This is a genomic window from Bartonella sp. A1379B, assembly GCF_002022485.1.
Taxonomy (GTDB): domain Bacteria; phylum Pseudomonadota; class Alphaproteobacteria; order Rhizobiales; family Rhizobiaceae; genus Bartonella; species Bartonella rochalimae.
The window spans coordinates 572,012-586,361 of sequence record NZ_CP019780.1 but is presented as its reverse complement, the minus strand read 5'-3'; the positions used below and the strand labels follow the sequence as shown (position 1 = coordinate 586,361).

Here is a 14,350-nt window from a genome sequence, read left to right as displayed (position 1 = left end):
TATCAGCCCTTCATCACATTAACATCTTCAACCGCAATAGAACCACGATTACGAAAAAACACAACAAGAATTGCTAGACCAATTGCTGCTTCAGCAGCTGCTACTGTCAAGATAAATAAAGAAAATACTTGCCCAACTAAATCATGAAGAAAAGCTGAAAACGCAACAAAATTAAGATTGACCGAGAGCAATATAAGCTCAATTGACATAAGAATAACAATTACATTCTTTCTATTTAAAAAAATACCAAGAATGCCAATTGTAAATATCAATACAGAAACAGTGAGATAATGAACAATATCAATGTACATAATAATCTTTCCGCTAAATACCTTTACCTGATTCAACTTTTTTAATTTCAATTGCACTTTCTGGTGTTCTCGCAACTTGAACTGCAATCGACTGTCGTTTAACTCCTGATCTGTGACGGAGTGTCAGAACAATAGCGCCAATCATTGCAACTAATAAAATTAATCCTGAGATTTGAAAGTAGAAAACATAATCTGTATAGAGAATGTCTCCTAGTGCTTGAGTATTTGTTCGCTGTGTTAAATCTGGCGTTGGTTGTGTAGCATGAACTCCTGAAACTGGAAAAAAACTGTTGCTAATAAAAACAAAAATAAGCTCTATAGCGATTATAATACCAATAAAAGCACCAATAGGAGCATATTTGAGTGTACCACTTTTTAATTCAGCAAAGTCAACATCAAGCATCATAACTACAAATAAAAATAAAACTGCTACAGCACCAACATAGACAACCAATAAGATAAGTCCTAAAAATTCTGCTCCTGCAAGCAAAAACAAAGCCGCGGCATTAAAAAATGCCAGTATTAAAAATAAGACTGAATGAACAGGATTACGTGCGACAACAACAATGACCGCACTTATAAGCATAATGAAAGCAAAAATATAGAAAAATGCCGCTGCTAGACCTGTTAGCATAGACTTCCCCTCAATCAATCAATAGGTATGAATTTTCATACCAGACTATCCTTATCGGATACATTATCCAACTACTTTCCATTTAATAATACACCTAACGATAAGGTGAATCTATTAATATATTACGAGCAATTTCCCGCTCCCAACGATCTCCATTATTTAAAAGCTTTTCTTTATCATAATAGAGTTCTTCACGCATTTCTGTTGCAAACTCAAAATTCGGACCTTCCACAATAGCATCAACTGGACAAGCCTCTTGACAAAAACCACAATAGATACACTTCACCATATCAATATCATAGCGAATAGTTCTACGTGTACCATCATTACGTCGAGGCCCAGCTTCAATCGTAATAGCCTGTGCGGGACAAATTGCTTCACATAATTTACATGCGATACACCGTTCTTCTCCATTTGGATAGCGACGCAAAGCATGTTCACCACGAAAACGTGGAGAAACACAACCTTTTTCATAGGGATAATTAATTGTAGGTTTTGGAGAAAAAAACTGACGCATTGCTAAAAAAAAGGCACTTATGAATTCTAATAAAAGAAGTGATTTTGCTGCTTGAATAAGACTTGACATATAAGCTTTCCTCTTAAGCTAAACCAGTGTATTGCAGAACAGCAGCGGTCATCACAACCATTGCCAATGAAATAGGAAGAAATACCTTCCAACCAAGGCGCATTAACTGATCATAGCGATATCGGGGTACAAATGCTTTAACCATAGCAAATCCAAAAAATACAAAACAAACCTTCAGAACAAACCAAATGACACCAGGAATCCAATTAAGCCACCATACATCAAAAGGAGGTAACCAGCCACCCAAAAACAAAATAGTTGTTAATGCACACATTAAAACAATTGCAACGTATTCACCAAGAAAAAAAAGCATATAAGGAGTTGAAGAATATTCAACCATATGTCCAGCAACAAGCTCAGATTCTGCCTCTACCAAATCAAAAGGAGGACGATTTGTCTCTGCAAGCGCAGAAATAAAAAATATAATAAACATTGGAAAAAGAACTAACCAATTCCAATCAAGAAAACTACTGAATGGCAAGCCAATATTCTTTCCAAAACCACTATTCTGTTTAAGAACAATTGCTGTAAGATCTAGTGAACCACTTACTAAAACAACTGTAACAAGAACAAGACCAATTGAAACTTCATAAGAAACCATTTGTGCCGCTGAACGAAGAGCTCCTAAAAAAGGATATTTCGAGTTTGAGGCCCATCCTCCCATGATAACACCGTAAACTTCAAGAGATGAAATAGCCAGTATATATAGTAAACCAACATTAATACTTGCAATTTCCCAGCCTTCATTAACTGGAACAACTGCCCATGCCGATAATGCAAGTGCCGCTGAAACAAAAGGAGCAAGAAGAAAAACACCTTTATTAGCTCCAGCAGGGATAATCGGTTCTTTAACAGCAAATTTTATCAAGTCTGCAAAAGACTGCAACAACCCCCATGGACCAACAACATTCGGTCCACGACGTAATTGGACAGCTGCCCAAATTTTCCTGTCTGCATAAAGCAAATAAGCAATTAAAACCAAAAGAACAACTAACAGAATAAGTGTTTTACCCACTATAATTAATAATGGCAATAGCCAAGCCATAAAGAAATCGTACATAACTGTTCCTTTTCCCCTTTGTTCTTACTTCATAGCTTCTGCAGCATGACTTTTTGCAAGAGACGAACATTCTGCCATAATTGCAGAAGCACGCGCTATTGGATTTGTTAAATAAAAGTCTTTAATCATAGAAGTAAATTTGTGTGGCTTCAGAACAATTACTTGTGAACTCAGAGTTTTAAGATCACTAATACATGAAGGCGTTATATTATCAATGGCACAAAGATGTGGAAAATCATTAAATAAACTTTGTCTCAATTGAGATAATGAATCAAAAGGAAGCTTTTTATTTAAAACATCGGATAAAGCACGTAAAATAGCCCAATCTTCTTTTGCTTCACCTGGAGCAAAACCAGCTCGATTTGTCATCTGAACACGACCTTCTGTATTAACATAAAGCCCTGATTTTTCAGTATAAGTAGATGCCGGTAGAATCACATCAGCAGCATGCGCACCATTATCACCGTGGCTTCCAATATAAATTACGAAGGCTTTGTTATTGGTTAATTCTACTTCATCAGCGCTCAGCAAAAATAGAACCTCACAGGTTTTTACAATATTTTCAACTCCCAATTTATGGGTAAAACCAATATCTAGTCCTCCAACAGTTGATGCAGCAGTATGAAGGATGCCAAATCCATTCCATTCTTCATTAAGAGCTCCAACAAGGTCCGCTAATTTTGCAAGACTCTTTAAAACAGATAAACCTTCCTTACCTGAAATAGCACCTTCTCCAATAAGAATAAGCGGTCTCTCAGCTTTTTTTAGTACATCAAAAAATGCATTCTCTCCACTAATAAGTTTATTTAATGAATCAGTACCAGCCCCAAGATAAGAATACGGATAACGCAAATCGACCTGTTCTCCAATTAATGCAATTGGAATTCTTCCTACTCGTTGATGTTTTAAAATACGTGCATTTAAAACAGCAGCCTCAACACGCGGATTAGATCCTACAATTAATATTGCATCAGCACGTTCGATACCTGCAATAGTAGGATTAAAAATATAACTCGAACGGCCTAATTCAGCAGATAGAACCATACCCCTTTGACGACAGTCAAATGCCTTTGAGCCCAATGAAAGCAATAATAATTTAAGAGCGTACATTTCCTCAACAGAAACAAGATCTCCAGCAATTGCTCCAATTTTTTTTGCTGAAGTTTCAGATATAACTGTTTTAATTTTTTCAAAAGCTTCCGACCAACTTACAGGCTGAAGTTTTCCATCTTTTCGAACATACGGTTTATTAAGTCTTTGAGTACGCAATCCATCCCAAATAAAACGTGTCTTATCTGAAATCCATTCCTCATTTATATCTTTATTAACGCGTGGTATAATTCGCATAACTTCGCGCCCTCGGCTGTCAATGCGAATAGCACTACCAAGAGCATCCATCACATCAATCGACTCTGTTTTAATTAATTCCCATGGACGCGCACAAAACGCATAAGGTCTTGAAGTTAAAGCACCTACTGGACAGAGATCAATAACATTGCCTTGCAATTCAGATGTCATTGCTCTTTCAAGATATGTCGTGATTTCAGCATCTTCACCACGGCCAATTAAACCAAGATCTGAAACACCTGCAATCTCTGTTGTAAAACGAACACAACGTGTGCAATGAATACACCGTGTCATCACAGTTTTTACAAGAGGTCCAATATACTTATCTTCAACAGCACGTTTATCTTCTGTATAACGAGAACAATCACGCCCATAAAAAATTGCTTGATCTTGAAGATCACATTCACCACCTTGATCACATACAGGACAATCTAATGGATGGTTAATGAGGAGAAACTCCATAACGCCTTCACGGGCTTTTTTGACCATTTCCGTATTGACAAATATTTCAGGCATTTCACCATTTGGCCCTGATCGTAAATCACGTACTCCCATAGCACAAGAAGCTTGTGGTTTTGGAGGCCCACCTTTGACCTCTACCAAACACATACGACAATTCCCAGCAATTGATAAAGCTTCGTGAAAACAAAAACGTGGAACCTCAGCACCCGCAGCCTCAGCAGCTTGAAGCAATGTGTAATAGTCAGGAACTTCAATTTCTTTACCATCAACTTTAATACTTATCATCACCAATCCAGCTCGCGAATAACCTACTTCTCATTTGTATTTCATTATTTTTAAAAACAAAACTCTTTATTTTATTGTTTCCAAAGCAATATTTTTACTTTGAACTGCACTTCGCGTATAATCATCAATTCTTCGTTCAATCTCTGAACGAAAATTACGGATTAATCCTTGTATAGGCCATGCCGCAGCATCTCCAAGTGCACAAATAGTATGCCCTTCAACTTGTTTAGAAACTTCAAATAGAAGATCAATTTCGCGTTTTTGTGCCCTTCCTTCAACCATACGACCCAAAAGACGCATCATCCACCCAGTCCCTTCACGACACGGCGTACATTGACCGCAACTTTCATGTTTAAAAAAAGCTGCTATACGCCAAATTGCCTTAATGATATCGGTTGATTTATCCATAACAATCATACCACCCGTCCCAAAAGAAGAGCCAACATCTCGCATCCCATCGAAATCCATAATGGCATTTATCATATCTTCTCCACGAACAATCGGACAAGAAGCTCCCCCTGGAATAACGGCTAAAAGATTATTCCATCCACCGCGAATACCACCTGTATGTTTTTCAATCAATTCACGAAAAGAAACACCTAGAGCATCTTCAAATGTACAAGGCGCATTAACATGTCCAGAAACCATAAACAATTTTGTCCCAACATTGTTTGCCCGACCAATCGATGAAAACCACGAAGCACCTCGACGTAAAATCGTAGGAACAACTGCAATAGATTCCACATTGTTAACGGTTGTTGGACAACCATAAACACCCATATTTGCAGGGAATGGAGGTTTTAATCGAGGTTGACCTTTTTTTCCCTCAAGGCTCTCAAGAAGAGCTGTCTCTTCACCGCAAATGTAAGCCCCAGCACCATGGTGAACAATAATATCACAAGCATGACCATATTTAGTCTTTTTACCAAGCAACCCTGCTTCATAGCACTCATCAATTGCAGCTTGAAGCGCTTCACGCTCACGAATATATTCACCACGAACATAAATAAAAGCAATATTTGCTCCCATTGCAAAAGTGGCAATAACACATCCTTCAATTAAAGTATGAGGATCATGTCTTAAAATATCACGGTCTTTGCATGTTCCTGGTTCCGACTCATCTGCATTTACAACCAAATAATGAGGCCGACCATCGCTTTGTTTTGGCATAAAGGACCATTTCATACCAGTAGGAAAGCCAGCACCCCCACGGCCACGTAAGCCTGAAGCTTTCATTTCATCAATAATCCAATCACGACCTTTTTCAATAATCGCTTTGGTACCATCCCAATGTCCACGCAATACCGCAGCTTTCAATGATTTATCTTTAAAACCATAAATATTGGTGAAAATGCGATCCTTATCAGCCAGCATACCCCACCTTTTTTTCTATAACTGAATGCATTTTTAGCATTTTCCTAATTCAATTTTTTAATATTTTTCCCAAAACTTCTCTTTTATATTAAGATGTTTTATTCAACTCAAAGAAATATTCATTCAACTTCCACACCTTCATTTCTCTTTTTCTTTGAAGATTTAAATGATTTCATTTTATTTTTATTTTCATCAACTAAAGATGTTAAACCACTAATAGGCTCTGATGATTTACGATTATTTTGTGGTCCCACAGCTATATTAGAACCTTTACCTGCTTCAAATGCATCAATAATTTCTTCAAGACGTTCAGCTGTAAGATCTTCATAAGTATCTTTGAAAATCATAACCATCGGAGCATTAACACAAGCACCAAGACACTCAACTTCTTCCCATGACAATGTACCACTTTGATTAGTAACAAAAGGCTTATCATGAATCTTTTTTTGACAAACTTTGATCAATTCTCCAGAACCACGTAGCATACAAGGAGTGGTACCACAAACCTGAATATGCGCCTTTGTTCCAACTGGTTTTAGTTGAAATTGAGTATAAAAAGTTGCAACCTCTAAAACTCGAATATAAGCCATAGAAAGTATTTCAGCAATATGTTCAATTGCAGCACGCGTTACCCAACCTTCCTGCTCTTGAGCACGCATCAATAAGGGAATAACAGCAGATTGTTCACGCCCTACAGGATATTTCTTTATGGTATTTTGCACCCATACTTGATTCTCTTTTGTAAAAGAAAATTCTGCTGGTTGATGGATAGCATCGGCAAGACGACGTACAGACATTAACGATCAATCTCCCCAAAAACAATATCAATTGAACCCAAAATAGCTGTTGCATCTGCTAGCATATGACCTCGAGTTAGAAAGTCCATAGCTTGAAGATGAGCAAAACCAGGAGCACGTAATTTAATACGATAAGGCTTATTGGTTCCATCAGAAACTAGGTAAACACCAAACTCACCTTTTGGGGCTTCTACAGCGACATAAACTTCACCAGGAGGAGTATGAAAACCTTCTGTATAAAGTTTAAAATGATGAATCAGCGCTTCCATCGAACTTTTCATTTCACTGCGTTTTGGTGGCACAACCTTACGATCCAAACTTGAAACTGGTCCATTTTTTTCAGAAGAAAGCAAACGGTCCACACATTGCCGCATAATTTTTGTTGATTGCCTCATTTCTTCCATACGAATGAGGTAACGATCATAACAATCGCTATTTTTACCTACAGGAATATCAAATTCCATTTCATCATAACATTCATAAGGTTGGCTTTTACGCAGATCCCACGGCACACCAGCTCCACGAATCATCACTCCAGAAAAAGCACGAGCCCAAGCTTCGTTAATATTTACCACACCAATATCTACATTCCGCTGTTTAAAAATTCGATTAGGTGTTATAAGTGCATCAAGTTTATCAAGAGCAATAAGAAATGGGTCAATAAAATTACCAATATCTTCAATCAAAGTTTCTGGTAAATCCTGATGCACACCACCAGGACGGAAATAATTTGCATGAAGACGCGCGCCACATGCACGCTCATAAAAAATCATCAATTTTTCACGCTGTTCAAATCCCCAAAGCGGCGGTGTTAAGGCACCAACATCCATTGCTTGTGTGGTTACATTAAGCAAATGATTAAGAATACGCCCAATTTCAGAAAATAGAACGCGAATTAACTGTCCTCGTTTAGGAACTTCAACACCCAACAATTTTTCAATGGCAAGCACAAAAGCATGCTCTTGATTCATAGGAGCAACATAATCTAAACGATCAAGATAAGGTCCTGCCTGAAGATAAGTTTTTGTTTCCATTAACTTTTCTGTGCCGCGGTGCAGTAATCCAATATGTGGATCCACACGTTCAACAACTTCACCATCCAATTCTAAAACCATACGCAGAACACCATGCGCAGCAGGATGTTGTGGACCAAAATTAATATTAAAATTTCGGACATTGACCTCAGCCACTATTAACCCCTTACTTCTCTCAATGCATCCTAAAAACTGAACACAAAGAATGCTATGCTATTATGATGCACGACACAAAATAACTATTTACTGCGAATAAAATTAACTCATATACAATTACAACTTTCTATACACTATTCTTACTAAAAAGGCTTAATTATTTTTAAAAACTTACAATCTTTACCACATCTTCAATTATAGTATTATTTTTCAACATGTGATTTTTTACCACATAGCGAAATATGTTCATTACCTTCCCAAGGCGAAAGAAAATCAAAATTACGCATTTCCTGTCGCAAAACAACAGGCTCATAAATAACTCGTTTGACTTCATTATCATAACGACATTCGACAAACCCTGTTACAGGAAAATCTTTGCGCAAAGGGTGCCCTTCAAATCCATAATCTGTTAAAATACGTCGTAAATCCGGGTGCCCTGAAAATAAAATGCCATACATATCGTAGGCTTCACGCTCATACCATTCTGCTCCAGGATAAATCGAACAAGCAGAAGCAACAGCAACATTCTCATCAGTACGCACTTTTACACGTAAACGTAAATTATGTCGCGGAGATAATAACTGATAAGACACATCAAAACGTTTTTCACGAAAAGGATAATCTACACCACTAATATCTGTAATACTAATAAATTGACAACGAGAGTCATCGCGAACAAACATTAAAACATCAGTAATTGCATCAAGACGTGATACAACTGTCAATTCGCCAAATGCAAGGATACTTTCTTCTATCTTATCCCCCAATTTATCTTTCAAATAGCTAGAAAGCTCGCTTAATGTTTCACTCATTATTATTAAAGTCCCTATCGCTCTATAGACCCAGTACGACGGATTTTTTTCTGCAATAGTAAGATACCATATAGCAACGCCTCTGCTGTAGGAGGACATCCTGGAATATAAATATCCACTGGGACAATACGATCACATCCACGCACAACGGAATAAGAATAATGATAATACCCCCCACCATTTGCACAGGAACCCATAGAAATCACATAACGCGGTTCAGGCATCTGATCGTAAACTTTGCGTAAAGCAGGTGCCATTTTATTTGTTAAAGTACCAGCAACTACCATGACATCTGATTGACGGGGTGAAGCGCGCGGCGCATATCCAAAACGTTCATTATCATAATGAGGCATTGAGCATTGTATCATCTCAACAGCACAACAAGCCAAACCAAAGCTCATCCACATCAATGAACCGGTACGGGCCCAAGTGATCAAAGCATCTACTGAAGTTACTAAAAAACCCTTGTCCCCTAATTCGGCATTAATATCACTAAAAAACTTATCATTAGAACCTACCAACTTACCTGTATTTGGATCAATGATTCCTTTTGCTTTTGGAGCAACAACCGTTGAATTATTAAACGCTAATTCCATTCAAGAGCTCCCTTTTTCCATTCATATATAAATCCAATCGTCAAGATCGCTAAGAATACAATCATCGACCAAAAACCAAATATACCTATTGAAGAAAACGAAACAGCCCAAGGAAAAAGAAAAGCAACTTCAAGATCGAAAATAATGAATAAAATTGAAACGAGATAAAATCGAACATCAAACTTCATTCGAGCATCATCAAATGAATTAAATCCACATTCATAAGCCGATAGTTTTTCAGGATCAGGAGCACGATAAGCCACAATATAAGGTATGATTAAAAGAACTCCAGCAATAATTACTGAAACAATAATGAAAATCAATACCGGTAAATAAGAGTTCAATAAATGGATCATAATCCTTTTCCGCCTTAATGAGGTTCTGAATTAGCGTAATCATCTAATATTGTCTAGATAAAATTACAACACTCATCACGCTAATTCCGCTCGTACAGCTTAAAGGGCATGCCGCGCAGTATTTATTTTATTATAGGTACCGCAGAGAAAAGAAAGACGCAAGCCCTTATTCTCATAAAACTATATAAAAAAGGAAAAATTAAACATCAGCTAAAAATTCTATAGGATGCGCTATAATTATTATAACCCACAAAAAACCACATGCTAAGGAAATTAGGAAATAAAAAATCGAAATGGCGCGAGTGACGGGGCTCGAACCCGCGACCTCCGGCGTGACAGGCCAGCACTCTAACCAACTGAGCTACACCCGCGCACTTCTTGGAACCAATTAATATGGTATCAATCGTCGTGTAAGATGTTCATTCGGTTCTGTCAAGAAAAATGAAACATTTTAAAAAAAAATTAAATAAACAATAAAAACTCATCCAATTCTCTAAAAAACATTAATAAATAACATTTTTTATTCTTGCCTTTAATTTTTTTTTTCCTTAATAAAGTGCTCATCCAATTGTGAATTATTAAATTGGGCGATTAGCTCAGCTGGTAGAGCGCCTCGTTTACACCGAGGATGTCGGGAGTTCGAGTCTCTCATCGCCCACCATGTTTCTTATAGACAAATGTAACATACTGATTTTATTTATCTTTTTTAAGGTTAGGGATAAATAAAGGTTAGGGAATAGCACTTTATATTTTCCTTTATACGCATTAAAAATCAAAACTTGCTTTCAAGGTGATTTTTAGTTTGTGTTAAGTATCAAAAGCATTGAGCTTCTCTTTACGATTCGATTTTTTATGCACTTTTCCACCTACATATTATGAGCACCTTGTTTGTTATGCTGTAAAGATTTTCCTTACTAAATTTGGGATAATGACCATGAAATCGCTTTTCTCCAAATATATTCAATACTAACTAATACAACCCTAGCTATATTATTGCTCTCTTAATGATAGTCGCTGTTTATTTTTGCCGTTTAGTCTTCTTACCAAAACGAAGAGCCCTCACTCAGGCTACAAAAAAGCTTCTAAAACCACTATCACCACCACAAAATATTTCTTTCCTCAACAAGATCACAAACATTGCTCTTGCAAGCGTTTAGCAATAGGCACTAACCGCATAAGGACTAAGGACATAAACACCTTTTCTAATACTAACCATACTCTTTCCAAGAAACTTTTTCTTTGTTCTTAAGCGTGCACAACAACCACAAAAATCACTTTCACAGCCAACTCTACTTTCATGATTATCAATCCCAGTCTTGCTATTGTCTAAAGCCCCATCTCCAGTTCTATCTTATCAATGATAGCTTCTATTGCCATTACTGTTGCTAGTACTAGAAATTAACTGATGGCTTAAGAAAAGTAGCTGCAACAAAAACTGCAAACTTAGATGCAATAGTATTTCAACTCAAAGAAATTTTTAGCTGCTAACATAGCAGTTCTTTATACAAAGAACGCTGATCGCAAAAAGCTAGTTTATCGAAACAATAAAAAAGCTCAAAAAAGTGATAAATAAGATAAAACAATAATAAAATCAATATTTTATTATTGTTTTATTTTTAATACCATCCAACAGCAATTTGTGCTTCTTCTGACATACACTCAGGTGTCCACGGAGGATCAAATGTCATAATTACTTCAACACTTAAAACACCTTCAACTGCACTTACAGCATTTTCTACCCAACCTGGCATCTCACCTGCGACAGGACATCCAGGAGCTGTAAGTGTCATTTCAATTTTTACCGAACGATCATCTTCAATATCAATCCGATAAATCAATCCTAGCTCATAAATATCAGCAGGTATTTCCGGATCGTAGACTGTTTTAAGAGCAGCAATAATATCGTTTGTCAGACGATTAATCTCAGATTCTGGAATTGCTGGTAAACAAGACTCTTGCTTATCACTTTCTAAACCAACAGGCTCAGCTGAAGAGCATTTTTTAATTAATCTAACCATTAAAAAATATCCTTGCTTTTTCTAATGCTTCAACCAATTGATCGATATCTTCCCGATTACTATACATTGCTAATGACGCACGACAGATAGATGTTAAACCAAAATGTTGTAATAAAGGCTGTGCACAATGTGTTCCCGCACGTATAGCAACTCCCTGTCGATCAACAAACATAGCAACATCATGTGCATGGATACCTTCAAGCTCAAAGGATATAATAGCACCTTTATTCAAAGCACGTCCATAAATATGTAATGACTGAACTGTTTCAAGTCTTTCATGAGCGTAATTTAAAAGCGCCATTTCATGTGTATAAATCGCATTTCTATCCTTTTCTTGTATATAATCAATAGCTGCCGCTAATCCAATAGCTTCAACTATAGGAGGTGTACCAGCTTCAAAACGATATGGAGGAGAATTATAAGAAACCTTATCAAGTGTCACCTCTTCAAGCATTTGTCCTCCGCCCTGAAAAGGACGCATTTCTTCCAACCGACACTTTTTACCATAAAGAACACCAATACCTGTAGGACCATAAACTTTATGACCAGTAAAAACATACCAATCACAATCGAGATCTTGTACATCCACCGTTAAATGTGCCGCTCCTTGAGAACCATCAACCAAAACAGGAATAGCATTTTGATGTGCTAACTTAACAATTTCTTTTATAGGAGATATGCTTCCCAATATATTGGACATATGTGTAATAGCAACAAGACGGGTTCTATCACTTAAAGCGTTTTGAAAAGATTCAATATGTAAAACACCATCTTTATCAACTGGTACAAAAATAAGTTTCACACCTTTTTGTTCACGAATAAAATGCCAAGGAATAATATTTGAATGATGCTCCATAATAGTGAGAATAATTTCATCACCTTCTTTTAATTTAGGCATCCCCCAACCATAAGCTACAGTGTTAATAGCTTCTGTTGCACTTTTCGTAAAAACAATTTCTTCAACTACTTGAGCGTTTAAAAAAGCCCGAACTGTTTCACGAGTATCTTCATAAAATTGTGTTGCTGTATTTGATAAAAAATGCATTCCTCGATGCACATTAGCATAATGATATCGGTAAAAATTATCCATGATATTAAGGACAGATAGCGGCTTTTGAGCAGATGCTCCGCTATCAAGATAAGCTAATCGTTTACCATAAATACTATTTTGCAAAATAGGAAAATCACGGCGAATTTCTTCTACATTATAATTTAATGTTTTTACCTTATTTTCCATTTTTTTGCCTTAGATGTTCGTTACTAACCATTTATTAATGATAGTACTCAAAAGAGTGTGCATGTTATCTTGCTTAATGTCATCAATAAGTTCTGAGATAAACCCTTTTACCAAAAGTTCGCAGGCAGTTTTAAAAGAGATACCGCGTGCCATTAGATAAAAAAGATGATCATGATTAATTTTAGCAACTGTTGCTCCATGGGCGCAAGCAACATCATCTGCAAAAATTTCTAGTTCAGGCTTTACATCAAATTCTGCATCATCTGAAAGAATAAGGCTATTGCAAGCCATACGGGCATCTGTTTTTTGCGCTTTCTGTGCAACGCGTATTACCCCTTGAAAAGCACCACGTGCTTTATCTGTGATAACATTACGTATAATTTCTTTCGAAATTGATTTTTCTTCAACGTGACGTACAGTCATCGTAAGATCACTGTGCATTTTTCCAGACAATAAATTTATTGCTCGTAATTGAAAATTAGCCTCTTTTCCCAACAACTCAATATCAATTTCTTGACGATTAAGTTGACTACCTATATTAATCACATAAAGTGTTAATTCAGCGTTTTCAGCAAGCACAGCACGAAATTGGCTAAATTGTGTAGCACTTTCTCCCCTATCACGGATAAGAATCCATGTTATATTACTGTTAGCAGCAAGATCTAATGAAAAGACTGAACTAACGAAAGTATCTTTATCATTGCCTATCTGGCGTTCAATAATTACAGCCTGACTATTCTTTCCGACTTTGATGCTTGAAAAAGTATGTGATTGCCCTCCCATTTGAATATTTTGCAATTCAATTGGCACATCCAATTGAATATTATCAGAAATCTTGAAAAACCACCCATCTGTAACGAAGGCTGTATTTAATTGTCCAATAAAATTTTCATCAGAAATAATTGAATTTAGTTTAGCACTATTTTTATCTAATGCCGTTACAAGATTCTCTACTTCAACACCCTCTATTTTATTTGAGGTAAGCGCTTTACCATTTTCAATAGAAAAAACAATATTTTCTGGAAGTAATTTATCAATCGTTTGTTCATCATTAAATTCTGAAAACTCACTGACAGATTTTAATAAAACGCGTAAATCAGTATAATGCCAATATTCTACTTTGCGCGAAGGAAGACGCGTTTTTTGAAATAATTCAATCGCCTTCTTACGGATAACTTGCACTGCTTCATCGCCGGGTAAATGATCAATGCGTTGATTAAAATTACTGATAATATCTTCTTCAACTGCAATCAATTTTTGTTGTGAGTTTATGCTCATATTCAAT

General features: G+C 36.5%; 14 protein-coding genes and 2 tRNA genes. 1 reads left to right on the top strand and 15 read right to left on the bottom strand.

Annotated elements, in window-relative coordinates; translation table 11 throughout:
• Positions 1-2: 2 nt before the first annotated feature.
• The 12 genes from nuoK to BA1379B_RS02460 all read right to left on the bottom strand — a co-directional run bounded on the left by nuoK (position 3) and on the right by BA1379B_RS02460 (position 10,181).
• A complete protein-coding gene (gene nuoK, locus BA1379B_RS02515) occupies positions 3-311 on the bottom strand; it encodes an NADH-quinone oxidoreductase subunit NuoK (protein ID WP_035005845.1) in 309 nt (102 codons plus the stop codon).
• Between the two features lie 13 nt (positions 312-324).
• Positions 325-945 (bottom strand): NADH-quinone oxidoreductase subunit J, encoded by a 621-nt coding sequence (locus BA1379B_RS02510; RefSeq protein ID WP_035005849.1) that lies wholly within the window; start codon positions 943-945, stop codon positions 325-327.
• A gap of 94 nt (positions 946-1,039) precedes the next feature.
• A complete protein-coding gene (gene nuoI, locus BA1379B_RS02505) occupies positions 1,040-1,531 on the bottom strand; it encodes an NADH-quinone oxidoreductase subunit NuoI (protein ID WP_078673740.1) in 492 nt (163 codons plus the stop codon).
• Between the two features lie 13 nt (positions 1,532-1,544).
• Positions 1,545-2,591, bottom strand: coding sequence for an NADH-quinone oxidoreductase subunit NuoH (gene nuoH, locus BA1379B_RS02500; RefSeq protein WP_078673739.1), 1,047 nt, complete (start codon positions 2,589-2,591; stop codon positions 1,545-1,547).
• A 24-nt stretch (positions 2,592-2,615) separates the two neighbouring features.
• Complete coding sequence (gene nuoG / locus BA1379B_RS02495) at positions 2,616-4,685, bottom strand: NADH-quinone oxidoreductase subunit NuoG (RefSeq protein WP_078673738.1); 2,070 nt, start codon at positions 4,683-4,685, stop codon at positions 2,616-2,618.
• Between the two features lie 66 nt (positions 4,686-4,751).
• Positions 4,752-6,059 (bottom strand): NADH-quinone oxidoreductase subunit NuoF, encoded by a 1,308-nt coding sequence (nuoF, locus tag BA1379B_RS02490; protein WP_035005856.1) that lies wholly within the window; start codon positions 6,057-6,059, stop codon positions 4,752-4,754.
• 119 nt (positions 6,060-6,178) lie between these two features.
• A complete protein-coding gene (gene nuoE / locus BA1379B_RS02485) occupies positions 6,179-6,856 on the bottom strand; it encodes an NADH-quinone oxidoreductase subunit NuoE (protein WP_035005857.1) in 678 nt (225 codons plus the stop codon).
• On the bottom strand, positions 6,856-8,046 hold the full coding sequence (locus BA1379B_RS02480; protein WP_035005859.1) for an NADH-quinone oxidoreductase subunit D: 1,191 nt from the start codon (positions 8,044-8,046) through the stop codon (positions 6,856-6,858). The genes nuoE and BA1379B_RS02480 overlap by 1 nt, the downstream gene beginning before the upstream one ends.
• A 203-nt stretch (positions 8,047-8,249) precedes the next feature.
• The gene (locus BA1379B_RS02475) at positions 8,250-8,858 is read right to left on the bottom strand and encodes an NADH-quinone oxidoreductase subunit C (RefSeq protein ID WP_078673737.1); all 609 of its coding nucleotides are present in this window, start codon (positions 8,856-8,858) and stop codon (positions 8,250-8,252) included.
• Positions 8,859-8,872: 14 nt separating this feature from the next.
• Positions 8,873-9,454: a NuoB/complex I 20 kDa subunit family protein gene (locus tag BA1379B_RS02470; RefSeq protein WP_035005863.1), complete on the bottom strand. Its 582-nt coding sequence runs from the start codon at positions 9,452-9,454 to the stop codon at positions 8,873-8,875.
• Positions 9,445-9,810: an NADH-quinone oxidoreductase subunit A gene (locus tag BA1379B_RS02465; RefSeq protein ID WP_035005864.1), complete on the bottom strand. Its 366-nt coding sequence runs from the start codon at positions 9,808-9,810 to the stop codon at positions 9,445-9,447. The genes BA1379B_RS02470 and BA1379B_RS02465 overlap by 10 nt, the downstream gene beginning before the upstream one ends.
• A gap of 294 nt (positions 9,811-10,104) precedes the next feature.
• Positions 10,105-10,181: transfer RNA gene (locus tag BA1379B_RS02460), tRNA-Asp, on the bottom strand.
• Positions 10,182-10,395: 214 nt separating this feature from the next.
• Between BA1379B_RS02460 and BA1379B_RS02455 the strand changes: the two genes are divergently transcribed.
• A tRNA-Val gene (locus tag BA1379B_RS02455) sits at positions 10,396-10,471 on the top strand.
• A 955-nt stretch (positions 10,472-11,426) separates the two neighbouring features.
• Here BA1379B_RS02455 and BA1379B_RS02450 read toward each other — a convergent pair.
• Genes BA1379B_RS02450 through sufD form a run of 3 tightly spaced genes read right to left on the bottom strand, consistent with a single transcriptional unit; the run spans position 11,427 to position 14,343 of the window.
• Entirely contained in the window at positions 11,427-11,828 is a 402-nt protein-coding gene (locus tag BA1379B_RS02450) for an SUF system Fe-S cluster assembly protein (RefSeq protein WP_078673736.1), read from the bottom strand.
• Entirely contained in the window at positions 11,821-13,065 is a 1,245-nt protein-coding gene (locus BA1379B_RS02445; RefSeq protein WP_078692351.1) for a cysteine desulfurase, read from the bottom strand. Before BA1379B_RS02445 ends, BA1379B_RS02450 begins: the two co-directional genes overlap by 8 nt.
• 9 nt (positions 13,066-13,074) lie before the next feature.
• Positions 13,075-14,343 (bottom strand): Fe-S cluster assembly protein SufD, encoded by a 1,269-nt coding sequence (gene sufD, locus BA1379B_RS02440; RefSeq protein WP_078673734.1) that lies wholly within the window; start codon positions 14,341-14,343, stop codon positions 13,075-13,077.
• Positions 14,344-14,350 lie beyond the last annotated feature (7 nt).